This is a genomic window from Streptomyces sp. TLI_185, from assembly GCF_003814765.1.
In the GTDB taxonomy this organism is placed as follows: Bacteria; Actinomycetota; Actinomycetes; order Streptomycetales; family Streptomycetaceae; genus Streptomyces.
Map to the genome: position 1 here is coordinate 7,309,740 of NZ_RKRB01000001.1, position 23,004 is coordinate 7,332,743.

18 protein-coding genes are annotated in these 23,004 nt (G+C 69.0%); 14 read left to right on the forward strand and 4 right to left on the reverse strand.

Annotated features, from left to right (window positions below; all coding sequences use genetic code 11):
• The first annotated feature begins 132 nt into the window (after positions 1–132).
• Positions 133–3,945 carry a serine protease gene (locus tag EDD92_RS33865; RefSeq protein WP_260326919.1) on the forward strand — a complete coding sequence of 1,271 codons (3,813 nt, stop codon included), beginning with the start codon at positions 133–135 and terminating at the stop codon, positions 3,943–3,945.
• Positions 3,946–4,060: 115 nt separating this feature from the next.
• Positions 4,061–5,008 (forward strand): bifunctional riboflavin kinase/FAD synthetase, encoded by a 948-nt coding sequence (locus tag EDD92_RS33870; protein ID WP_123967821.1) that lies wholly within the window; start codon positions 4,061–4,063, stop codon positions 5,006–5,008.
• 77 nt (positions 5,009–5,085) lie between these two features.
• Here EDD92_RS33870 and EDD92_RS33875 read toward each other — a convergent pair whose 3' ends face one another.
• The 3 genes from EDD92_RS33875 to eccE all read right to left on the reverse strand — a co-directional run bounded on the left by EDD92_RS33875 (position 5,086) and on the right by eccE (position 10,201).
• A complete protein-coding gene (locus tag EDD92_RS33875) occupies positions 5,086–7,812 on the reverse strand; it encodes an SCO5717 family growth-regulating ATPase (protein WP_123967822.1) in 2,727 nt (908 codons plus the stop codon).
• 218 nt (positions 7,813–8,030) lie between these two features.
• Positions 8,031–8,876 (reverse strand): hypothetical protein, encoded by an 846-nt coding sequence (locus EDD92_RS33880; RefSeq protein ID WP_099931667.1) that lies wholly within the window; start codon positions 8,874–8,876, stop codon positions 8,031–8,033.
• On the reverse strand, positions 8,876–10,201 hold the full coding sequence (gene eccE, locus EDD92_RS33885; RefSeq protein WP_185124211.1) for a type VII secretion protein EccE: 1,326 nt from the start codon (positions 10,199–10,201) through the stop codon (positions 8,876–8,878). Before eccE ends, EDD92_RS33880 begins: the two co-directional genes overlap by 1 nt.
• Before the next feature lie 411 nt (positions 10,202–10,612).
• On the opposite strand from eccE, the gene eccB reads away from it, so the two are divergent.
• The 12 genes from eccB (at position 10,613) to EDD92_RS33945 (ending at position 22,399) form a co-directional block, all read left to right on the forward strand.
• Complete coding sequence (gene eccB / locus EDD92_RS33890) at positions 10,613–12,187, forward strand: type VII secretion protein EccB (protein WP_123967823.1); 1,575 nt, start codon at positions 10,613–10,615, stop codon at positions 12,185–12,187.
• Between the two features lie 259 nt (positions 12,188–12,446).
• Positions 12,447–12,758 (forward strand): WXG100 family type VII secretion target, encoded by a 312-nt coding sequence (locus tag EDD92_RS33895; protein WP_030944974.1) that lies wholly within the window; start codon positions 12,447–12,449, stop codon positions 12,756–12,758.
• 112 nt (positions 12,759–12,870) lie between these two features.
• Positions 12,871–13,155, forward strand: a complete 285-nt coding sequence (locus EDD92_RS33900) for a WXG100 family type VII secretion target (RefSeq protein ID WP_123967824.1) — start codon at positions 12,871–12,873, stop codon at positions 13,153–13,155.
• Between the two features lie 342 nt (positions 13,156–13,497).
• Entirely contained in the window at positions 13,498–14,616 is a 1,119-nt protein-coding gene (gene mycP / locus EDD92_RS33905; protein ID WP_260326922.1) for a type VII secretion-associated serine protease mycosin, read from the forward strand.
• A gap of 55 nt (positions 14,617–14,671) precedes the next feature.
• Positions 14,672–15,007: a hypothetical protein gene (locus EDD92_RS33910; RefSeq protein ID WP_123967826.1), complete on the forward strand. Its 336-nt coding sequence runs from the start codon at positions 14,672–14,674 to the stop codon at positions 15,005–15,007.
• A 41-nt stretch (positions 15,008–15,048) separates the two neighbouring features.
• Positions 15,049–16,587 (forward strand): hypothetical protein, encoded by a 1,539-nt coding sequence (locus EDD92_RS33915; protein ID WP_123967827.1) that lies wholly within the window; start codon positions 15,049–15,051, stop codon positions 16,585–16,587.
• 122 nt (positions 16,588–16,709) lie between these two features.
• The gene (locus EDD92_RS33920; RefSeq protein ID WP_260327356.1) at positions 16,710–18,023 is read left to right on the forward strand and encodes a S8 family serine peptidase; all 1,314 of its coding nucleotides are present in this window, start codon (positions 16,710–16,712) and stop codon (positions 18,021–18,023) included.
• A gap of 860 nt (positions 18,024–18,883) precedes the next feature.
• Positions 18,884–19,213: a hypothetical protein gene (locus tag EDD92_RS33925; RefSeq protein ID WP_123967828.1), complete on the forward strand. Its 330-nt coding sequence runs from the start codon at positions 18,884–18,886 to the stop codon at positions 19,211–19,213.
• Entirely contained in the window at positions 19,213–20,475 is a 1,263-nt protein-coding gene (locus EDD92_RS33930; RefSeq protein WP_123967829.1) for a hypothetical protein, read from the forward strand. The genes EDD92_RS33925 and EDD92_RS33930 overlap by 1 nt, the downstream gene beginning before the upstream one ends.
• A 23-nt stretch (positions 20,476–20,498) precedes the next feature.
• Positions 20,499–21,209, forward strand: a complete 711-nt coding sequence (locus EDD92_RS33935) for a hypothetical protein (RefSeq protein WP_123967830.1) — start codon at positions 20,499–20,501, stop codon at positions 21,207–21,209.
• Between the two features lie 15 nt (positions 21,210–21,224).
• Positions 21,225–21,851, forward strand: a complete 627-nt coding sequence (locus EDD92_RS33940; RefSeq protein WP_123967831.1) for a hypothetical protein — start codon at positions 21,225–21,227, stop codon at positions 21,849–21,851.
• Positions 21,848–22,399, forward strand: coding sequence for a hypothetical protein (locus EDD92_RS33945; protein ID WP_123967832.1), 552 nt, complete (start codon positions 21,848–21,850; stop codon positions 22,397–22,399). Before EDD92_RS33940 ends, EDD92_RS33945 begins: the two co-directional genes overlap by 4 nt.
• 154 nt (positions 22,400–22,553) lie before the next feature.
• Here the strand turns inward: EDD92_RS33945 and EDD92_RS33950 are convergent, their stop codons facing one another.
• A complete protein-coding gene (locus tag EDD92_RS33950; protein ID WP_123967833.1) occupies positions 22,554–22,961 on the reverse strand; it encodes an ATP-binding protein in 408 nt (135 codons plus the stop codon).
• Positions 22,962–23,004 lie beyond the last annotated feature (43 nt).

Sequence of the window (23,004 nt, forward strand, 5' to 3'; positions counted from 1 at the left end):
CCCGTCCGGGCAGGCGCTCGGAGTGAACCGAGGGAGCGGAAGGGGGCGCGTTCGCCAAGTGATCTGTCCCGCTGATCATCGCGGCCCTAACGTCGAACTGAGGGCACAGGTGTACGGCGGGGAGGCTCGAACATGGCGGGACGGGGCCCGCGGACCGGGGGCGGACACCGGTCGGCGGAGGATACGCGAACCGGACGCACCCCGGACGGGGAACCGACCGCCCGGGACGCCGCCCTGGTCCGCATCCACGACCTCGCCGGCCGCCCCCGCGGCACCGGCTTCGTGGCCGACCACCACGGCACCGTCATCACCAGCCACGAGGCCGTCGACGGACTGCCCAGGCTCGTCCTGCACACCGCCGACGACCGCACCTGCCTGGTGACCGCGGACGCGGTGACCCCGCTGCCCGACCTGGACCTGGCCCTCGTACGCACCGAGGGCCTCGGCGTCGACCCGCTGCCGGTCACGGTCCGGGACCGGGTCGAGACCGGCAGATACGTCCGCCTCGCCGCCGGCTGCTGGCGCGAGGCGCGTGTGCTCGGTGCGACCTCCGTGACGTACGCGGCGACGGACCGCTTCCATCTCCTCGACGAGGCCCTGGAGTTGGCGATCGGCACGACCGGCCGGGACGCCCTGCGGCTGGGCGGCGGGGCGGCCGGGGGACCGGTCCTGGACGCCGAAACCGGCGCCGTCGTCGCCGTCCTCGGCACCGCACTCCAGTCCGGCCACCGCGACGCCGGCTTCGCGGTCCCGCTGCGGCGGCGCTCCGCTGATCTCGCCGCGACGGGCCGTCGATCTTCTGCGGCGCCGTCGTGGTCGGTTGCTGCCCCACTCTCGGCTTCGCTCGAGCGGGGGGACCCCCCGGGATCCTCATCCGACCTGTCCATCGGTCCGCTGGCCGACCTGCTCGACCGGAACGCGGCTACGGTGCCCGCGTACGGGGCCGACCTCAACCTGGCCGGGGTGCTGGAGCTGACGGCGACGTCGGTGGGGCAGGACGGCCCGCCGGGGACGCTGGAGGGCCACGTCGGCCGGGCGGGCGTCGAGCCCGTCGAACGGGCGGAGACGGCAAGGGAGTTGGCCGCGTTCGTGCGGGGCCCGGCCGCCGTCCTCGGCCTGGTCGGACCACCGGGCAGCGGCCGTACGACGGAACTCGCGTCCCTCGCCGCCCGCCGCAACCGCGGCTCCGAACCGGCCCCGACCCTGTGGCTGCGTGGCGCCGACCTGAGGGACGACGACCCCTCGGTGGCGGACGCGGCCGGCCGCGCACTGGCCCGCGCCGCCCGCATCGTTGCGGCGGCGAGGTCCACCTGCGCCGCCGCCCTCGGCGACACCGGCCCCAACCGCCTCGCCCAGGCCGCCCGTGCGGCAGACCGCCCCCTGCTCCTCCTCCTGGACGGCCCGGAAGAAATGCCGCCCGCCCTGACCCACCGCCTGCGGGAGTGGATCGAGGGGACGGAGGAATGGCTGCGGGAGACGGGGACGCGGCTGATCGTGGCGTGCAGGGCGGAGTACTGGGAGGTCTTTTCGGCCCTGTTCGGCCGGGGCTTGATCTTTTCAGCCCGTCCGGCGTTTGAGGACGAGGCCGTTCAGGCCGATAGCGGGGGTCTGGGGGCGGCAGCCCCCAGGGACGGGACGGGTAGGGGCGGCGGGGGCGACATCCCCTGCGTGCGCCTCGGCGACCTCACGGAGGACGAGGCCCGCAGAGCCCGCGCGCGATACCGCATCCCCGAGGGCACCCTCCAAGCCCCCGACGCCCGCCACCCCCTCACCCTCCGCCTCCTCTCAGAGGTCCACGCGGCCCTCCAGGACGCCCCCCACGCCCACGTGGACCGCAACGACGTCCTCGCGGCCCACCTCGACCTGATGTGCCTGCGCATCGCCGTCAGACTGTCCGCCGAGACCGGCCTGCGCGGCACCGCCGTACGCCGCCTCGCCGCAAAGGTCTCCGGCCAGGTCCACGAGGCCGCCCGCCGCAGCCTCGGCCCCGGACAGGGCGAGCTGGACCGGAAGACGTTCGAGGCGGTGTTCCCGTGGGGAGCGGCCCCCGCGAGGCTGGGCGGCGGCACCGGCTGGGCCTCCGCAGTCCTCACCGAAGGCCTGCTCCTCCCCGCCGGCAGCGGCTACCGCTTCGCCCACGAGGAACTCGCCGACTGGCTCCACGGCATGCACCTCGACCTCGACGAGGCCCTGCGCACCCTGGTCCACCACAGCCCCACCGCGGACGGCGGCACCCGCACCCTTCCCGTACCGCACCACCGCATCGGCCCCGTCGTAGAGGCCCTGCTGCTCCTGGCCCGTCAGGAGGGGACTGCCCAACTCGCCGTAAGAATGGAGGAACTGGCCAACGTCCTGGATGCGGACCCGCACTCCTGGTGGCCCGCCCGCCTCCTCACCGAGACCCTGCTGCGCGTACCGGACGCCACCCCGTACCTGGCCGTTCTGCGACGGCTCGCCGACCGGCTCGTGGCGGCACGCCGACAGGACTGTCCCAACTCCCGGGAAACCAAGAACGATTCCCGTCCGACCTCCGCCGCCACGGGTCCCTTCGCCCCCGGCTTCTGGACCGCCCTGCCGCTCCCGCAGACCGAACGCCTGGACCTGCTGCGCCACCTGCTCCTCGCAGACGGCCCGCCGCAGGACACCGGCCCCCGTTACCTGGACGCCGTCTCCCAGCTCCTCGCCGCCGACCCCACCGCCGTACAACCCCTCCTCACCCGCTGGTTCGACGACGACCGCCCGCTTCCCGCGACCCCGCACGCGACCGTCGCCGAGGCGGCGCAGGCGCTGCTGCACACCCACCGGCACCTGGCTCTGGACGACCTGACCGAGGTACTGGTCGAGAGTGCACACCCAAGGGCGGACGAGTTGCTCGCCGTACTCGCGGAGGACGAGCCGTCGACCATCTGCCGGGCCGTCGACCGGTGGGCGCACGACGAGCGGCCCGCGCGACGGGTGGCGGCGGTGGCGTACGGCCTGCGCGCGGCGCCCCACGTCCGTACCGACGCCGACCGCGAACTCCTCCGCTACGCCGCCCTCGCCCTCCTCGCCCGCCCCGCCGACTGCACCCTGCACGGCGGCGCGCTCGCCCTCCTCGTACGCGATCCACGCACGCGTGCCCGCCATCTCCCGCAGGCGCTGCGGCAGTTCGCGTCCGGCGACCCGCACTTCCCCCCGAGCGCACTGGTCGCCGCCCTGACCACACACCCGGAACCGGTCCTCGACGCCTTCCGCGAGCGTCTGCGCGGGCCGGACGCCGGTCAGGCGCTGCGCACGCTCGCCGACGTGACCACGCCCCCGCTGGCCCGAAGGGTCGCCGTGCTCGTGCGGGAGGCGGTGGAGCGGCGCCCGGAGACCGCCGTCGACGTGGCCGCGTACGTCGACCTGCGGCTCGACCAGGGACCGGAGGCGCGGGCCGTGCTCTTCCCCCTGGTCACCGGTCTCCTCGCCGGCGGCCCGGAGGAGGTGCGGGCCGCGCTCGCCGCCGTACTCGCCGCTCCCGGCACCCCCGCCTCCCGCCTCCTGCGCCGCGAACTCCTCGACTTCCTCCTGACCCACGAACAGGCCCCCGCCGTCCTGGACGCCCTGCTGCACGCAGCGGCCCGGCGCTGCGGCGACGACGTGCGCGAGCTCGTGCACCGCACCGGACTGCTCCTGGTCCGCACCCCGGACGGCGCGGCCCGCTTCGACCGCGGTCTGGTCGACCTCGGCCGGCAGGTCCCAGGCTTCGCCGCCCGCATGGCCGGCTGGCTGACCGAGGACCCACAGACCTGGGCGGCCGTGGTGGGTCCCGGCGCCCGCCGGATGATCGAGAACCTGGCGGGGGCCGCGCCCCAAAGGGGCGCGGGGCTGTATCGGTGTGCGGCTCCGCCGCGGGGCACCACCAGCCCCGACGGTGCCGCAGTCAAACGACCACCCATCGCCCGCGTACCCGCGGAGCGATGAGCGTGCATCGGGTCACAGCCCCCATACCGATGCGGGCCGCACGGCCCCGGCATGGCACCCTTAGACCTGCGTAAGAGGTCGGTAGACACGGACACGGGTTCGAGGAGCGGTCACAGTGCAGCGCTGGCGTGGCTTGGAGGACATCCCCGAGGACTGGGGGCGCAGCGTCGTCACCATCGGCTCCTACGACGGAGTCCACCGCGGTCACCAGCTGATCATCCGGCATGCGGTGGACCGAGCCCGCGAGCTGGGCGTCCCCTCAGTGGTCGTCACCTTCGACCCGCACCCCAGCGAGGTCGTCCGCCCCGGCAGCCACCCGCCGCTGCTGGCCCCGCACCACCGCCGCGCCGAACTCATGGCGGACCTCGGCGTGGACGCGCTTCTGATCCTCCCCTTCACGACGGAGTTCTCGAAGCTGTCGCCGGCCGACTTCGTCGTCAAGGTCCTGGTCGACAAGCTGCACGCCAAGGCGGTCGTCGAGGGCCCGAACTTCCGCTTCGGCCACAAGGCCGCGGGGAACGTCGAATTCCTCGTAGAGCAGGGCAAGGTCTACGACTTCGAGGTCGAGATCGTCGACCTGTATGTGCGCGGTGAGGCGGGAGGCGGCGAGCCGTTCTCGTCCACGCTCACGCGGCGCCTGGTCGCCGAGGGGGACGTCGAGGGCGCCGCCGAGATCCTGGGCCGCCCGCACCGCGTCGAGGGCGTCGTCGTACGAGGCGCTCAGCGCGGCCGTGAGCTGGGCTTCCCGACCGCCAACGTCGAGACACTGCCGCACACCGCGATCCCGGCCGACGGCGTCTACGCCGGCTGGCTGCACGCCCAGGGCGAGGTCATGCCCGCCGCGATCTCCGTCGGCACGAACCCGCAGTTCGACGGCACCGAGCGCACGGTGGAGGCGTACGCCATCGACCGCGTGGGCCTCGACCTGTACGGCCTGCACGTGGCCGTCGACTTCCTGGCCTACGTCCGCGGCCAGGCGAAGTTCGACTCCCTGGAGGCCCTGCTGGAGCAGATGGCCGAGGACGTGAAGCGGTGCCGCGAGCTGGTGACGACCGCCGAATAGCCGTTCCCGGATTCGTTCCTACGACGCCGAAGGGCGGCCGGTGCTGAGAGCACCGGCCGCCCTTCGCTGTTGCCGAACTACTGCTGCTGGGTCCAGCCGGGCGGTACGACACCCTGCTGCGGCGGCTGCCCCTGCTGCGGGTCCTGGGGCGGCTGCTGCTGCCAGCCCTGCCCCGGGCCCGGCTGTTGCGGGGGCTGCCCCCAGCCCTGCCCCGGCTGCGGGGTGCCGCCGGGCTGGCCGTAGAGCTGCTGCTGGGGATCCTGCGGCGGGGGCGCGTATCCCTGCTGGGGCTGCTGCGGGTACTGCATGTTCGGGTTGCCGAAGCCCTGCTGGGTACGGGCGAAGTCCTCGGCGATGAGGGCCGCGAGATCGAAGTAGGCCTCGCGGGTCTTGGGCCGCATCATCTCGAGGTCCACCTCGGCGCCCGCCGCGAGGTGTTCGTCGAAGGGGATCACGACGACACCGCGGCAGCGGGTCTCGAAGTGCGCGACGATGTCCTCCACCTTGATCATCTTGCCCGTCTCGCGGACACCGGAGATCACGGTGACCGACCGCTGCACGAGGTCGGCGAAGCCGTTCGCCGACAGCCAGTCGAGCGTGGTCGAGGCGCTGCTCGCACCGTCCACCGAGGGGGTGGAGATGATGATCAGCTGGTCGGCGAGGTCGAGGACTCCGCGCATCGCGCTGTAGAGCAGACCGGTACCCGAGTCGGTGAGGATGATCGGGTACTGCCGGCCCAGCACGTCGAGCGCACTGCGGTAGTCCTGGTCGTTGAAGGTGGTGGAGACCGCCGGGTCCACGTCGTTGGCGATGATCTCGAGACCCGAGGGCGCCTGCGAGGTGAAGCGGCGGATGTCCATGTAGCTGTGCAGCTGCGGGATCGCCTGGACGAGGTCGCGGATGGTGGCGCCAGTCTCGCGCCGCACTCGTCGGCCGAGGGTTCCGGCGTCCGGGTTGGCGTCGATCGCAAGGATCTTGTCCTGGCGCTCGGTGGCGAGCGTGGCGCCGAGCGACATGGTCGTCGTGGTCTTGCCGACGCCGCCCTTGAGGCTGATCACCGCGATCCGGTAGCAGGACATCACCGGAGTACGGATCAGACCGAGCTTCCGCTCCCGCTCCGCCGCCTCCTTCTTGGCGCCGAGCTTGAAGCGCGAGGGGGCCTGGTTGTTCTTGCGGGCCTTCGGCTGGTTGCGCAGCAGCCGGTCGGAGGAGAGCTCCACGGCGGCGTTGTAGCCGAGCGGGGTCCCCGGCGCGGCTTGCTGCTGGGGCGCACCGGGGCCGGCCTGCGGGCCGGGCGGGGCGGTCCAGCCCTGGTTGCCGTACGCACCGGGTTGCTGCTGCTGGGGCGGCGGCTGCGGCGCCTGCTGCTGCGGGGGCTGGGCCGGAGGCTGCTGCTGCGGTGCGGGCTGCTGCGGATAGCCGTAGCCCGGCTGCTGGGGCGGGTAGCCGTAACCGGCCTGCTCGGGCTGCGGCGGGTAGCCGTAACCGGCGGGCTGCGGCTGACCGGGCTGGGCCTGCGGCGGTGCGGGCTGCTGCGGGTAGCCGTATCCGGGGGCCTGCGGCTGGGGCTGCCGCGGCTGGGCCTGGCGCGGGTCGGCCGGTGCGGGCTGTCCGCCCTGCGCCGGGTATCCGGGCTGCGGCTGGGCCGGGCCGAACGTGCCCTGCGGCGGCGTCTGGTGGGCCGGCTGGCCCGGCTGCGGCTGGGCAGGTGCCTGGGGGTAGCCGTAACCGGCCGCGGCCTGCGGGTCCGGCTGCGGCGCTGCCTGGCCGGGGTGTGCGGGTGCGAAGCCCTGCGGCAGCGGGGGAAGCCCCGGTGCGGCCTGGGGCGCAGTCGGGGCCTGCGGCTGCGCCTGCTGAGGCTGCGGCTGAGCAACGGGCGGGGGCGGGGGAGCTGCGGGCGCTGCGGCCGCCTCGGCCTCCGGCTCTGCTTCTGCCGTCGGCGGTGCGGGGGTGTCCGCCTCGGGCGCCGACTCGTCGGCACCGGACGTGGACGCGGCGGGGTCACCCTGCTCCGGCTCGTCGCCGTGCGTCTCCTCCGACTCGACGTCGTCGTCGCCGCCGAACAGGCGGGCCGCCTCGGCGTCGGCGGCCGCATGGTTCAGTTCGGCCTCCGGCTGCTCGGGGGCGGCCGCCGCCGGTACGCCCGCCGCCGGGGTGGCGGTCTGGGCCGGGCCGCTCTGCGCGTCCTCGTCGACGGGGTGCAGCACGGGGAAACCGGGCGCGGCGGCCGCCGGCGCGGCAGGCGCCGGCGGCTGGGGCACGGCGGGCGGCTGCTGCTGGGGCGCGGCAGGCGGCGCGGTGGGCGCCTGCTGCTGCGGTGCTCCGAAGCCGCCCGAGGTGTCCTGGCCGGTCTGGGGCGGTGCACCGGCGCCCGTCTGCTGGGGGTAGCCGTACCCACCTGGCGTCGCCGCGGGGGCGGTGCCCGGCGCGGACTGCTGCGGCGGGAATCCGTAGCCACCCGTGCCCTGAGCCGGAGCGGGCTGCGAGGGCTGGGCAGGTTGTACGGGCTGCTGAGGTGCGGCCTGGGCGGGCGGCTGTGCCGGGGCGGGGGCGGGTGGCGCGGGACGCTGCGGTGTGACGCCCGGGGGCCCCGTGGGTGCTCCGATGGGCGGCCCGCTCGGCGGCGGCGGAGATGTCCGCCCGCCGTCCTGCTGGCCGCCGGACGGGGAGCCACCCTGCGTGCTTTGGGCATACCAGGCGGGCGGCTCGTAGACGATCTCGAACTCGCCGGTGAGATCCACCTCGTGATCGTCCCCGTCCGAGGAAGGGCTGCCGCCGTTGTACTCGGACCGATCCCTGTTCACTGCTTGCCTCCTGGTCAGCCACTGCTGCTGAGCTGGTCGTCGTCGCGGTCGGGCGGACCGAGTGGCGAGTCCCACGCGACTGCGATCGTCACCGCACCACCAGAAGCCTAATCACTCGCATGGCGGGACGGAAAAGCCCCCATGGGTGCGAACTCAACAGCCTCACGGGTGCGGCCGGTTCGTACCGTTCGCACCCTTCCCCGGGTGACGACGACGCGTCAGTCCATCCGTCGGGCCACGCCGAGCAGGCCCGTCTCCGCATCGGTGGGTTCGGTCATCACGAACTTGTGGTGCTTGCGGGTGCACCACAGGGCGGCACCTTCGTGCAGCGCCGGCAGGTGCTGCAGATGCTCGTTCGGGACGCCCAGGGTGTCGCGTACGACCTCGATCTCCTGAGGCGAGATGCGCTGGATGCCGACCAGCTGCGCCTGAGCCAGCCAGCGCGGCGCATGTTCGCTGACGTACGGCAGGACCGTCACCACGGCCTGCCACGGCACGGAGGTCACCCGCCCGCGCGGCGGGCGCACACCGCAGTCCCGGATCAGCACCACCGGACTCGACACGGACGGCCCCTGCGCGGGCACCCGGCCCACCGGATAGACCGTCACGCACTGCTGGCCGCCGCCCGCCGCCTGGGCCAACTGCTGCCAGACCTGAGGACGTCCGGTCTCGACGCCCACGCGCGCGCCCGTCGCGGCGGCGCGCAGCGCCAGCACCTGGGCGAGCCACAGACCACCCACGAGGACGACGTCGAAGGCGGTCGGACGCGACAGACCCAGCACCGCCGGCTGCGCGTCCGGGTCGGTGCCGATGAGTACGCCGTCGTCACCGATCGGCATGCTGATCGCCGCGAGCTCGTCGGCGGTGACGACATGCCGGTTGCGGCGCGGCCCGCGCAGCCCGAACCCAGGGCTGACGATGCGCCGTTGCTGCTGCGGGGTCTCCGGCTGCCGGATGATCGGGATCATGCCGGTGTCGGTGGGCGAGGCCACGTGGGCCGGCGTCGTACGGCCGGGGGTGTGGCCCTGCTGTCCCGGAGGCATGGTCTGCGGGGGATAGGACATCAGTAGGTACCTCCGAGCGGCAGAGTGGCGAGAGCACCGGGGACCTGCTCCCGGTCGAGACGGACCAGACCGGCCTTCGCGGCACCGGCGGCCCGTTCCAACTCCCGTCCCACCTGGCCGAGTTCGCTGTCGCCGCGGGCGGTGACCCGGATGTGCCCGGTGAGCGAGACACCTCGGTTCCCGGCCTTGCTCAGGGTCATGCTGAACGTCGTGGCCAGCACCGGCAGCGAGGTCAGGCGCGTGACCAGCTCGGGCAGCGCCACGCCGCCGTTGCCCAACTGCGGCCAGCGGGAGACCCAGTACGTCGCGTGGTACCGGTCGTCGACCCGCCAGGACTTCACCGCCTCGACGGTACGGCGCTGGGGCGCCCGCCCCTCCTGGCCGTGCTGCGCGTTGGCGCGCGGGTTCAGGCAGCTGGACGTCGCCAGCGCCTGCATCAGCTCGTTCTCGTCCAGGATGGTCGCCTTGAAACCGGCGCCTGCCAGCCTGCTGGACAGCTGGTCCGCCACCCGCAGCAGCGCCTTCTGCGCCCCGGGAACACCGTCCCCGCGCGCCTGCACCGCCTCCGGGCACAGCTCCGGGTCGAGCTTGAGGGCGACCCAGGTGAGCCGGAGCGCGGGCGAACCGGACTGCGCCTGCAGGGGGCCGTACGACCGCGCGGCGAGCGACTGCGCGGGCAGATGCGGCGCGGGCGCCGGCTGCGTGTGCTGCACGACCTGCGCGGAGGCGAGCCGGATCCCGTCGACCTCCAGGGCGTCCTGGACCAGCCGCAGCGGCAGCTGCCGGTGGGCCGCAGCGGGTCGCAGCGGCTCGTCGGCGGGCTGCACGAAGAGGACGGCGGTCAGGAACGTCCCGTCGCCGATCATGCCGATCGAGCGGTTGTCACGGGAGACGAAGCCGTACGTCCGCAGGGCCGGGTCGCACTCCACGACCGGCGCGAGCATCGCATCGGTCCCCGGCGGTACGGGCAGCTTGGCGTCGCGTCGGCGCTGCCGCATCGCGCGCGTCGTCTCGTACCACTCGGGCAGTGGCCGGCGACCCCGGCGCAGAACCGCCAGAAGAAGCAGCAGCACCGCCACGGCGCCGGCCGGGGCCAGCAGCCAGGAGGTGTCGGCGGCCCAGGCGGCCAGCATGACCGCGGCCGCGAGCTCCACCAGGATGAGCTGCTGCAACCGCACCGGACCCAGACCGCCGGGGCGGGGCAGCGTGCGCGGCGACGCGGCGGCGGGGGCGACTGGAGCGGCCGATGTACGACGTCTGTCGCCGGGCCCTCCCTGTTGCTGCTGTGCGCGGCGACCGCGCCGAGTGCTCGTAGCGCTGCTCATCCCCCGGGACATCCCTTTCGCGAAATATGTGGCCGCTCGCCGGGCCCGCAACATCCATTCACTGGGCCCACAACATCCATGTGGGCGGCTCACGGTACCCGCTGCGAAACACCAGGCGACACACGGGACACCGAAACCCCAGGTGGCCAGCCTTTCATGGACCGGGCCCGCATGGTGAAGCGCTGTGGTGAAGCTCTGTGAAGATGCGGGGGCGGCCCAACACCTGGTGAACCGTCGTCCCGTGGCGCAGGGCATAGTAGGTGCCTGCGCGACTGAAGTGCCCCTTGAGCACTGGTGATTCGGGCGAATTCGGATGATTCGAGCACGACCGAGCATCACGGGCACGGTCGGGCATGGACGAGCACGGTCGCGCCATACACGCGGCAGTACAAAACGGGAGAAACGGGGACCATGGCCAAGCGTCAGGACGAGCTCGCCGCCTACAACTTCGCTCGCAAGCGCACCGTCGCGGCGTTCCTGGCACCGTCGCCGGGCGGCTCGGAGGAAGGCGCACCGCGTCCCATGCGCACGGTGACGCCCAGTCTGGCGCTCGGCGTCGTCCTGGTGATCGGCTTCATCGCCTACGGCGTGATCAAGCCGGCGGCACCGGCGGGCTGGGACAAGCCCGGCGAGTACATCATCGTCGACAGCGACTCCACGACGCGTTACGTCGTCATCAACGACAAGACGCCGAGCGGCAAGAAGGTCGCGACGCTTCATCCGGTCCTCAACTACGCCTCCGCCAAGCTCCTCCTCGACAAGGGCAAGGGCAGCGTCCTGGAGGTCTCCGGCAGCGAGATCGACAAGAGCAACATCCCGCACGGCGCGACGATCGGTATCCCGTACGCCCCCGACCGCCTGCCCTCCAAGGACGACGCGGAGAAGGCGAAGACGTGGGCGGTGTGCGAGCGGCCGGCCGCGGGATCGGACAAAGACATCGACCGCGCGGTCTTCGTACTGGATGCGGACGACGCCAAGACGCTCGCCGGCCCCGGCAAGGTCGACTCCGGCAAGGCTCTGTACGTCAAGGACAGCAAGACGTCGCAGGAGTTCCTGGTCGACGGCAAGGGGAACCGCTTCCTGCTGGGCGGGCCGGGTCTCGACGACACCAAAATGGCGCAGCTGCGCTCCGCGGTCATCGGCGGTAGGGCCGATGCGCAGCCGGTGAGCCAGGAGTGGCTGAACACCCTCAACAACGGAGGTGTCATCACCTTCCCGACGGTCACCGGCGGGGGTGGGCCGACCTCACTCAAGGGCCTCCCCGCCGCGGCGAGCACAGTGGGCCGGGTACTCAAGGCCCAGGATGCGCAGGGCGAGCAGTACTTCGTCGTGCTCCAGGACAAGATCGCCTCGATCACGCCCTTCGTCGCCGCTCTGCTCAAGCAGTCGCCCTACGCCGCGACCGGCAGCAACGACGCCGTCCAGCTCCCCAGCCGCGACATCATCACCGCCAACGGCGGCCAGCCGGAGCGTTTCGACGGCGGCAGGGACTGGCCCCAGCAGGTTCCGCGGCAGGCCAACCCCGCAACCACGGCGACCGGCCAGGCCCGCACCACTTCCTGCAGCGTCTACAAGGGCACTTTCGGCGCGGACAAGAAGCCGGAGCTCGCAGCCTGGGCCGGAACGACGTACCCCAAGAAGGTCGTCGCCAATTCGGTGAGCGCCTACGTCTCGTCCGGCTCTGGCCTTCTCTTCAAGGAGCTCTCCGGCGCGGCGGGCGGCGGCGGGGCGCAGTACCTGCTGACGGACACAGGCCTGCGGTACTCGCTGCCGTCGAACAACGACAGTGCGGCGAAGGGCAGCAGTGCCGGTTCGTCCTCGTCGACCGGGTCGTCGCAGAATGCGAGCGAGACGGACAAGGCGCGCACTCGGCTGGGGTACGAGGACATCACCAACCTCGCGCTCGTGCCGCAGACTTGGGCGGAATTCATCCCCAAGGGCCCGACGCTGGACACGGGCAGCGCGTCGCAGGAACAGAGCCAGTGATCGTAGAACTCCGGTCGGTGGGTCGGCGGTTGTAGTCGGCGACCCGCCAACGGGGCGATGGGCAGGTGTAGTTGAGCGCACAACTGCCTGTTGATCACAGGATGATCGCTCAAGTGTGTGAGCCGTGTAACTGATTGGTCTTGCCTGTGGATGTGAGACAGGCTGGCGATAGAGTGTTTGCAGCGCTCAACGGTGCGAAGCTTCTCCGGGCACCATCGCAGGTTTCCCGGATCAACGACGACATGGGGGAAGGTTCAACATGGCCGGCCAGTTCCGGGTAACAGAGGACGAACTCACCAAGCTCTCCGGTGACATCAGCACCGCGAACGGTCAGCTGCAGGGCGAGATCCGCCGCCTCAACGGAGTGATCGAGCAGATCGCGGGCGGCTGGAAGGGCCAGGCGGCCACGTCCTACCACCAGCTGCAGGAGCGCTGGAACCAGGACGCGAAGAAGATGAGCGACATCCTCAACGACATCAAGGAAGCCGTGGACTCCACGCGGAGCAACTACTCCGCGTCGGAAGAGCAGCAGAACTCCGAGATCAGCAAGATCATGTCGGACTTCGGCTGATCGAGCCGGGTTCTCAACGGCACTTCCGATCTCGATCGATGTGGACCAACCCCCGGTTGATCTGCATCGATCTCCACTGACTTCCCACGACTCTTCCTGAAAGGGAACGACGATGTCGATCCTCGTCAATTACGCAACCATCACCAACGCCTCCACCGACGTGCGTACGACCGCAGGCCGCATCAAGCAGCAGCTCGATGACCTCGAGGCCGCGGTCAAGCGTGTCGCCAGCACCTGGGAAGGTGAGGCGCAGGAGGGTTACCAGCGCAAGCAGACCGAGTGGGACAAGACCGCTCAGGACCTGCACAACACCCTTCTGAAGATCTCCACGGCGCTGCAGAGCGCCGCCGAGAGCTACCAGTCCACCGAGAAGAGCAACGCCGCAACCTGGGGCTGAGCCAGCCGGTGACCCGAGGCGCATGAGATGAAGAGAATCGGCCCAGCCGACGCCACGGTGTCGGCTGGGCCGAGCTCTGCTTCGGGGTCGTACACAGCAAATCCCGCAAATCTTCACATTCGTTTATTGGTACGTCCGTCACCGGTACGTCGAGGAAGCCCTGGGGGCCTGGACATGAGGGGCCTGAACGTGGAGGGCCGCAGAGCCCGTTCGCGTAGCCGCAACGACCGCAACAGTGGAACCCGCGCACTGCAGCGGGTTTTTGGCGTGCTTGCGGCAACCGGGATCTGCGTTGCGTCGGCGCCGCCGGCATTCGCATCCGACAGCCCCGCCTCGGGCGGCGTGAAGTTCGGCCTGGCGGCGAGCACGGAATGCGTCTTCGGCGGCGACGTCATCAAGTCCAAGCCCTGGTCGCTCCAGCGGGTCCTCCTGGACCAACTGTGGGGGCAGGCGACGGGCAAGGGCGTCACGGTCGCGGTGATCGACACGGGCGTCGACAGCTCGAACCCTCAGCTGAGCGGGGCCATGGCCGGCAAGGGCGACACGTACGTCGACGGCGCCCCGAACAAGGACATCGAGGGCCACGGCACCCGGGTCGCGGGCATCATCGCTGCCCGCCCGATCAAGGGCACGGGCTTCGAGGGCATCGCGCCGGACGCCAAGATCCTCTCCTTCCGCTACACGGGCGGAGAGAACAAGCAGGGCAACTCGGGGACCATGGCCCAGGCGATCCATGACGCGTCCGCCGCGGGCGCGAAGATCATCAACATCTCCTCGGACACCGCGGACAGGCAGGACAACCAGGGACTCCGGGACAGCGTGGCGGCGGCCGTGAAGAGGGGCGCCCTGATCGTGGCGGCCGCCGGCAACGACGGAGCCGACGGCAAGTCCGCGAACACCTACCCCGCCTCGTACCCGGGCGTCCTGGCGGTGGCAGCCTCCGACCGCAACGACGAACGCGCGTACTTCTCACAGGCGGGCGACTTCGTGGACGTCGCGGCACCAGGCGTCGACATGGTCTCGACGGTCCCCAAGAAGGGCCAGTGCACGGCCGACGGTACGAGCTTCGCGGCGCCGTATGTCGCGGGCGTCGCGGCTCTGCTGAAGGAGAAGCACTCGGGCTGGTCGGCGGATCAGATCGCCACGCGGATCGAGGAGACGGCTCAGCGACCGGGGCGGGGACCGAACCGCTACATCGGCTGGGGGGTAATTGATCCGGTGGCTGCGTTGTCGGACGACTCGACGCCGGGTACCTCGCCGACCCCGGATCCGGCGGTGAAAGCCGGGTCTGGCGGGGTTGTTCCCATGGCTGTGACCATGGGGGAGAGCGAGGCGGAGCGGGAGCGCCGGACAGCCATTTATGTGCTGGGGACGGGGTTCGCGTTGGTGCTGGTGGCTGCGGGGAGCGGGGTGGCTGTGCGGGACTGGCGTAGTCGGCGGGTTGGACGGACTGGGCGATGAGCTGGGCACTGAGTGGTGCTGACAACTTGAAGAACAGGGGAGAGGACAACGGGGTATGAGTAACGGAATGCGGGTTGATCTGAGTGCGCTGGATGAAGTCATCCGCAAGCTCAACGGCCTTCTCTCAGACATGGACAAGGCCAACACCAAGGCCAAGTACGAGACAGACATCCCGAGCACGGCGTTTGGCAGTATGAAGTTCTTGGAGTCCAACGAGCTTCACACGGCGCACCAGGACGGGAAGACCAAGATCGAGAACATGATCAGGGACCTGCACAAGCTGATCGACGACTTCGGCACAAGCGCCTCAAAGGTCAGGGACAAGTACAGCGACCAGGAGCATGCGAACAAGCAGGGAGTAAGTGTGGCTCCCGCGGATGCGGCCAACTAAGCGGTTCAGCGACCGGTCACTGACGGAGGGGATGTTCGAAGATGTACGGCGGCGAGTACTACGTAAGCCCTGAGCAAATCAAGGCCCAGCAAGAGGCAGAGAAGCAGCGGATCAAGGACAAGCACGACAAGAAGCTCGAATCGACCACCGACGGTGGTATGGGGGGTCCGGATCGCAGCAAGCTCGACACGCACTTCATGAAGATGGGCATTCCGGAGCTGCGTTCCATGATCCTGGACGCGGACCCCAACCGGATCTACGAGGTCAGCCAGCACTGGAAGTCGGTCCACAACATCCTGTCCGGTGGCGACGGCGACGGCAAGACCGGCGGCGTGGACTCGGTTTCCGCGAAAGACAGCGTCGCGGGCATGATGCAGACCGCCGTGGAAAACGTCCTCGAGCACTGGGAGGGCGAGGCGGCCGAGGCGTTCCGCAAGAAGGCCAACGAGATCATGGGGAACATCCGGAACGGCGCTGCGTGGGCAAACCACTATGGCGAAACCATGCACGCCGTCCAGAACGACCTGCGGAACTCCATGTCCAAGATGCGGGACGTCAATGAGCCGTCCGGTTGGGACAGGGCCTGGGACAAACTCACGGACGACAATCGCAGCGATGAGCAGCTGATGGCAGACATCAACAAGGGTGTGAGCACGGACGCCGCTCGCCAAGCGAACGCGGACTCATTGTCGAAGGGCAAGGAAGAGCAGCTTAAGGGGGTGGCAATCATGGAACAGTTGGGGGTCAATTACAAGGTTTACGCGAAGCCGCCTGGCGGGATTGACGATCACAAGCAGGACCCCTTCGCGCCTCCGAACCCCCAAACGCCAATGCCTACCCCTATTTCCATGCCGTCTTCTGGCGGTTCGGGTCCAGGCAGCGGAAGCAGCACCGCCAAGCCGTGGAGCGCAGGGCCTACGTCGAGCATTAAGCCGACACCTACGGTTCCCCGTGACCCGGGCATCACCGGAGGCTCGCAGCTTCCAACGGTTCCGACAGCCAAGACGAATGTGGACAGTATCTCCCCCGGCTTGACTAGTCCTAGCCCCAGCACAGGCGTTGGCGGGCCCAGCGTCGGTGGCGGCGGCCTCGGTAGCCTCGGTACCGGTGGAGCTCAGAGCCCAGGCATCCTGGCTGCTGGCGAGGGGGGACTCGCGGCCGGCGCTGCTGGACGCGGCGGCATTGGCGCCACGGGTGGTCGCAGTGGTCTGGCTGGTGGCGGCGCGGCAGCAGGCCGCGGTGCCGGAGGCCGAGCCGGTATGGGTGGTATGGGCGGCGGCGGAGCCGGCGCGGCTGGCCGAGGCGGAGCCAGCGCCGGCGGTCGTGGAGCCCTCGCTAGGGCCCGTGGCGGTGTGGTCGGTGCGGCCAAGGGAGTCGGCAAGGGCACTGGCGGCGGTGCAGGCTTGCACGGCAGCCGAGGCGGAACGCAGGCTGGCGCAGCTGGCGGGGTGGGCGGCAAGGGCCGTCGGTCCGAGAAAGAGAACAACCAGGGAGACCGTCCCGACTACCTGGTCGAGGATGAAGAGACCTGGATCTCGGATGAAGACCGCAACCGCAACGTACCGCGGACCATCGAGTAAACACACAAGCGGGCCGGACGGAAAGGTCTCGTCTGCCCATGTATAGGGCTGGTGTACCCAGCCACAGCTGAGTGAGGAGCAGGGAGTTGGGTTTCAAGCGAGTCTGGTCCACGACAGGCGTCGTGGCATTGACAGGAGCCTTGCTCCTCACCTCGGCACCGATTGCGTCAGCCGACCAAGTCCGGGACGCCCAGTGGCCTTTGACGGTTTACGGCGCTGAGAAGGTCTGGAAGATCTCTCAAGGCGCGGGGGTTACTGTTGCAGTAGTCGACTCGGGCGTGGACGCCAGTCTCCCAGACCTGACAGGACAGGTTTTGCCTGGTAAGGACTTCACGGGCCAGGGCAACCCCCATCAGGATGAGAATGGCCATGGCACGGGCATGGCCAGCCTTATTGCTGGACATGGACACGGAGCGAACGGTTCGGCTGGCGTAAAAGGTCTTGCGCCGAAGGCGAAGATTCTTCCAGTGCGTGTGAGTGCCACCAAGGGTGATAAATACACCAAGGATTGGGGTGCCGGAGTTCGCTATGCGGTAGACCAAGGTGCGTCAGTCATTAACCTGTCGTTTAATGACTCTTCCGCCTATCCTAACTCAAAAGCCGCTAAGGCGATCGAATATGCGCAAGCACACGATGTTGTAGTTGTATCGGGTACAGGCAACGATGCAGGGTCAGTCAATTACCCGGCCGCTCTCCCGGGAGTTGTGGCTGTCTCTGCTGTTGACAAGGGCCTCAATCCTTGGTCTAAATCGAACACCGGGAACGTGACCGTAGCGGCGCCCGGAGTGGAAGTCGCTCAGGCTGACTCGACCACCAAAAGTGGTTATGCGGTGGCAGACGGAACTTCTGGCTCCACCGCCTACGTCTCAGCCATCGTCGCCCTTCTCCGCTCCAAGTACCCCGACCTAACCGCAGGCCAGATCATCAACCGCCTGGTCAAGTCGGCGTCCTTCCTGAACAACAAGGGCAGGACCGCCCCGGACAAGCAACTCGGTTACGGCATCGCCCGCCCAGGTACCGCTCTGAGGATGGACATCCCCAAGGGTCCCAAGGAGGGCCCCCTGGCCCAGGCGTCGCCGTCCACCTCCACAGAGTCCGGCGCTGCCTCCGCGGGCAACGACAGCACGAGTCAGGCGAAGGATAAGAAGGACGACTCCTCCGCCGGCGGAATCCTCCTCATCGCCGGCATCGCAGCTGCCGTCATCGTCATCGCCATCGTCTTCGCGGTAATCCGCAGCCGCCGTAACCGCGGCAACGGCGGCCCCGGGAACGGCGGCGGAATGCCCCCGCACGGCACGGGCTACCCGCCCCAGCCCCCGGCGAGCTACCAGCCGTACCCCAACACCCCGCCCAACCAGGGCTACCCCACGCCTCCAGGCCAGTCCCCGCAGCACCCCAACCCCTACGCCCAACAGCCTCCGCATCAGGGGCAGTAGGCCTAGCTCCCCACCCACGGGCAGAGAGCACCTCGCTGCTACCTCGTCCTGGGTGGGAGCTTGCGTAGGCGGTCATGGCTGACTGCGTTCGGGGCGGGCAACCCGACACAAGGCCAACTCCGCGAACCAACCCCATAGCGAGAAGGAATTCCCCCAATGGGTGCCATCGCCCTTGTCGTCGGCCTCATCGGCCTCGGAGCCGTGATTGCCGCCGTTACCGCCATCGCCGTAACCCGTAGTCGCCGCAACTCGGGGCACGGCGGCCCTGTCAGCGGAAATTACCCCCAGAGCATGGGCTACCCGCCCCAGCAAGCGACGTACCCGCCTGCGCACCAGCCATACCCCCCGTCGGCTCCAGGCCATGGGTATGGGTGCCCCGCTCCTCCGGGACATTCGCAGCAGAATCCCAACCCTTATGCCCAACAACCACCACATCAGGGCCAGTAGACAAATCAGGTTCGGATGGGGGCGTGACCTTGACGGAGGGCTCCGTCCCGGACGAACTATGCGAACGAACGGCCGTACGCTTCGCCGAGCCGGAATTGGCTCGCCTTCATTGTCCCGATCTGGGCCATCCATGCCTCGACCCGCCCGGTGTGACGTGCCACATGACCTTGGGCCTCTGCGAACCGGGTTGGTACAAGAACGTCCTGATGACGGTTCCTGGCTGTAGGGCCCATGTCATACACAGGGGACGGACCCGTGGCGCTCTTACGGTGGCTTTTCGAAGAGCCGAGGGGCCACTGGGGACTCAGTACGGCACACTTTGGCAATGCATGTATGGTGCTGAGGAAGCCTGGGTGATCAGTTGAATTCTCCAGGCACAATGTATCCAGAGCCGAGCGGGGAGAAACCGGCCCATGGGGGACCACTTCAAGACAGACATCGGCCAACTCGAACAGTTCCTGACAGACCTGGAGAGATGTGTCGACGAGTTGAACGAGGCCCGGTCTGCCCTGGACCACGTGCGTGCCGATCAGATCGGCACTGGCCGGCTTGACGAGGCATGTGACAAGTTCCAGGAAGAGTGGAAGTACGGGGCTGATAAGACCAAGAAAATGATCGACGCGATCAAAGAAGGCGTGAAGTCCAACAAGAAGGGCTATGAAGAGGTCGAGGAGGCCTTGGAGAAAGTCCTGAAGCAGATCGCGAGCGAGAGCACCACGGGTGGCGACGGGGGCGGTAAGTAATGGCGGCGAACCCGTATCCCAACCTCGGCTGGAACCCTGTGCCGGGCATTCCCACTGAGGTTACGAAGCTGCAGCAGAAGGTGGCCGCAGCCGCGACGGCGCTGGAGAACACGCACCGGCAGCTGACGAAGCTCACCAGCGAGAGCAGCTACTGGGAGGGCGACGCGGCGGAGAAGTTCCGCGAGTCCCTCGACGGCGAACTGCCCAAGTACATCAAGGACGCCGCCTCCTCCCTGCGTAGCGCCGCGACCCAACTGCACAAGTGGGAAGGCCATCTCACCTCCAATCGGGAGCTGGCAAAGAAGTACGACGAGGCGGCGGCCGAGAAGAAGGCTGCGGCCGACAAGGCCAAGAGCTCGTACGACCAGGCGGCCCAGCACCCGGACCTGAAGCTCGCGGGCCAGACCTTCTCCTCGCAGGAGGAGGCCGACGCCGCGACTGCTCGGCTCCGCTCCGCGGAGCGGGACTTGAGCGAGGCAAGCACGGCCCTCACCAAGGCCAACAGCGAGTACGAGTCGCTCAACGGCAAGGCCTTGGAGCTGGAGACCGAGCACACCAGCGATGCAGAAACCATCGCCAAGGCTTTGGAGGGCTCGGCGAAGAAGGCTCCAGACGAGCCGGGCTTCTGGGACAAGGTCGGCGACGTCCTCAAGTCGGTCGGTGACTTCCTGTTGGAGAATGCCGGCACCATCGGGGCTATTGCCGGTCTGCTTGCTCTTTTTCCGACTCCGCTTGCCCCGCTGTTCGCCGGCATTGCGATTGCCGCCAGCGCAGCGGACTTGGCCAAGAACTTCTCCGACCCGGACTTCCGGGACGCGTTCTTCCCCGGGGGTGACAAGTTCGGCTGGAACAAGGACACCCTCTCTGCCTGGGCCTCCTTCGGCGGCGACGCCATTGGCCTGGTGCCCGGCGGTAGGGCGCTGAGCTCGGCAGCCCGCGGTATCCGCGGTGGGCTCGCGGACGCAGCAGAGATGGGCGTTAGCGTCACGAGCCGCGAGGTCGGCACCGAGTTCGTACGGGAAGTCGGCCACGTGCTGCGCACGGCCCCGACAACGGCCGCGGCCGAAGCGTGGCAGGCAGCCGGGGAGAGTGCCGCAGGCTCGGCAAAACTCATGACTGACATCAGCGTGAACGGCCTCAGCGTCGCTGCGAACTTCATGCCTGATGAGGGCACGGCGGGCAATGTGGCGACAGGCATCAATATCGGCGGCGGAGTATGGGCTGGGACGGACATCGTGCGGTCCCTCCTGGCGGCAAGGTAGCCCAACCGAGAGGTGAACGAAGCATGACTGCGACCGCCGCTCCATCGGACTCCGCTGCAAGCGGGGCTGCCAAACCTGTCTTCTGGTACGGCATTCCGCACGGCTACGCGAAGCTGGAGCTCGAACCGCCGCGTGAGCGTATCGAGGATCTGGTCCGAGAGCTGAGCGCGCTGCCCGCAGAACAACGGGAGCAAGCCTCGCAAGCCCTGCAGTTTTATGCGGGTATGGTCACCGCGCTCAATGCCCAGAACGTGCATATGTGCGCGGTCGGTTACCACCCGGATGACGACGGCACCATTGTGACGTCTACTCTCACAATCTCTACTGTCTCTACGTCGGGCCACAATGCAAAGCTGGTGATCGCCAGCCTCGCGGGGACAGCCGCCGATGATCCGGACTCCGGGATGCGCCCCCTGGAACTGCCATGTGGTCTTGGCTATCTCGCAGAGGAGAAGAAGAGCACCGTCGCGCCGGGTAGGGATCCCGACAGCCCGGATGGCCCTCTGCGTGGCGACGTGTGGCAGGGCACGATCGCGGTCACCGGCTCGGGCACGCCCGATATCATTTTGGTCCAGCTGGTGACACCCGCTCTCCATCTCGCGGACGTGTATCGGGACATCCTTCTTGGGGTTGCTCATACGCTGACGTTTACCGATCCAACAAAGCCGACGCCGGATCTGGACGAGCCGAGAGCGGACTCGGTCGAAGCAGCCATGCGTAACGACTTCGGATAAGGACGGGGCCCGCTCATGGATAATCCGCCCAAGGCACCCGACATCGCGCAGGTTCTCAAACACAACAGGACCCTCCTGTACTGGCACATTGTCACGCGCCTCGTGCTCGCCGTGATCCTGTTTGCCGTGCCGATCGTGGCGCGTCTGGCCGGCTGGGATGCTGCCTTGCCCGCCTTCTGTGCCCCTGCCGCCCTGCTCGTGCTGATCTTCCTCGTCCTCCGGTTGCGACACGGGTCGCGGTTCAAGGTGTGCGAGAAGGTGCTGCACACCTACCCCCTGGAGTACCGCACCCGAGTGTCCAAGAAGGACTCCGAGTGGAAGTACCTCGGCGATGTGTACACCGTCCGCCTGTCGGTGCGCGGGCAGCATGGCGCCCCGTCTCTGCGTGCGATCAACGCCTCGACGGTGCGCCGCTGGCCGAAGGAAGCCGAGGAGGGCGGCGCCTGGTTCGCCGGTGACCTTGCCTTCGGTGGCGTCATGATCGTGCCGGGGAGCAACGACATGCTTTTCGTGCAGCCCGCGGACTGGAAGAAGTACGAGCAAGAGCGCGCCCAGGCCGATCCTCAGCGCAGGGCACTTGCCGAACAGGCCGGTATCTCCAGGCTGTTGGAGAAGGAGCCGAGGATCTTGGTGACCGGATGAAGCGTGCAGTCGGCTGGGTGTGTGGCGGCATCCTCGCCCTCGTGACCGCCTTTTGGTGCGTCACCGCGACCGCGGACCTTGCCCTGTCCGCGGGCGTCTACGGCACCCCTGGCACGTACAAGGTGGACACCTGCGTCAACACCAGCAACACCCGTAAGAACTCCGACTACAACTGCTACGGGGACTTCACACGGGTCGGCGGCACCGCCGCCGACGCCGTCTACGTGCATCTCGAAGACACTGGGCACGACTACCCGGACGGCACCGAGTTCGACGCACGGCAGGGGCTGGAGCCCCACACGATTCAGCGGGTCGGGTTCTGGGGCATCGTGGGCGAGCTCTGGCAGGTCTCGGTCTGCGTGGCCGTCCTCGGATGCCTCGCGTACCAAGCGATCAAGCCGCGCGGAGCGTCCCAGCGCCGGGAATCCCATAGTCGGCAGCCCTCACGGCGTCAGCAAGTGGCCGACCGGATGGGCTATGCCGTAGTGGTTGCGATCCCCGTAGGTATTCTGAGCTGGATCGCCATGGCTGCTGAGCCGACCCCCTAATCGGAGATGCGTTCTGCAACGGTTCGGAGCAGGTCGTGATCGCTGACGAGTGTCACGGGCCAGGCCATGCCGGAACTATCTCCGAACGTCGGTGCCTGTGGGATTGCTTACGAGTACCGGACGGCCGAGTCCGGCTGGCACCTGACAGCGCGACCTACGCGGCAGCGATCTCGCACCAAACGTACTTTCCTCGGTTGCCGTTTCTGGCCAGCGGCTGCCAGCCCCATAGGTCGGCGCAGGCGCGGACCAGCGCGAGACCGCGTCCGTCCTCCGCATAGACCAGGTCGCTCAGTTTCGACGGCGGTTCGGGCGGCTCGGGGTCGGCGTCCCAGGCGCCGATCCGCAGCACGCCGCTGCGCCACCGCAGGCGCAGAGCGGCGGGTCCCTTGGTGTGGCGTACGGCGTTGGAGACCAGCTCCGTCGCCAGCAACTCGGAGCTGTCTACGAGGCGGATCAAGCCGTGCATCGTGAGGATAAGACGGACGGTGCGGCGACAGATGGTGACGGCTCGCGGGTCGTTCGGGATGTAGAGGGAGTACTCCCAGGGCTCGTTTTCGGGCATGCCGCAACTCCTGTCAGAGGAAGGGGGGAGGTTTCTGCGTGAG

What these genes read in the sequence shown, in the direction of transcription:
- EDD92_RS33895 (WP_030944974.1), top strand. Translation starts at nt 12,447, where the DNA reads ATGGCCGGCCAGTTCCGGGTAACAGAGGACGAACTCACCAAGCTCTCC.
- EDD92_RS33910 (WP_123967826.1), top strand. Translation starts at nt 14,672, where the DNA reads ATGAGTAACGGAATGCGGGTTGATCTGAGTGCGCTGGATGAAGTCATC.
- eccB (WP_123967823.1), top strand. Translation starts at nt 10,613, where the DNA reads ATGGCCAAGCGTCAGGACGAGCTCGCCGCCTACAACTTCGCTCGCAAG.
- EDD92_RS33950 (WP_123967833.1), bottom strand. Translation starts at nt 22,961, where the DNA reads ATGCCCGAAAACGAGCCCTGGGAGTACTCCCTCTACATCCCGAACGAC.
- EDD92_RS33940 (WP_123967831.1), top strand. Translation starts at nt 21,225, where the DNA reads ATGGATAATCCGCCCAAGGCACCCGACATCGCGCAGGTTCTCAAACAC.
- EDD92_RS33945 (WP_123967832.1), top strand. Translation starts at nt 21,848, where the DNA reads ATGAAGCGTGCAGTCGGCTGGGTGTGTGGCGGCATCCTCGCCCTCGTG.
- EDD92_RS33925 (WP_123967828.1), top strand. Translation starts at nt 18,884, where the DNA reads ATGGGGGACCACTTCAAGACAGACATCGGCCAACTCGAACAGTTCCTG.
- EDD92_RS33930 (WP_123967829.1), top strand. Translation starts at nt 19,213, where the DNA reads ATGGCGGCGAACCCGTATCCCAACCTCGGCTGGAACCCTGTGCCGGGC.
- EDD92_RS33915 (WP_123967827.1), top strand. Translation starts at nt 15,049, where the DNA reads ATGTACGGCGGCGAGTACTACGTAAGCCCTGAGCAAATCAAGGCCCAG.
- EDD92_RS33900 (WP_123967824.1), top strand. Translation starts at nt 12,871, where the DNA reads ATGTCGATCCTCGTCAATTACGCAACCATCACCAACGCCTCCACCGAC.
- EDD92_RS33880 (WP_099931667.1), bottom strand. Translation starts at nt 8,876, where the DNA reads ATGTCCTATCCCCCGCAGACCATGCCTCCGGGACAGCAGGGCCACACC.
- EDD92_RS33865 (WP_260326919.1), top strand. Translation starts at nt 133, where the DNA reads ATGGCGGGACGGGGCCCGCGGACCGGGGGCGGACACCGGTCGGCGGAG.
- EDD92_RS33935 (WP_123967830.1), top strand. Translation starts at nt 20,499, where the DNA reads ATGACTGCGACCGCCGCTCCATCGGACTCCGCTGCAAGCGGGGCTGCC.
- eccE (WP_185124211.1), bottom strand. Translation starts at nt 10,201, where the DNA reads ATGAGCAGCGCTACGAGCACTCGGCGCGGTCGCCGCGCACAGCAGCAA.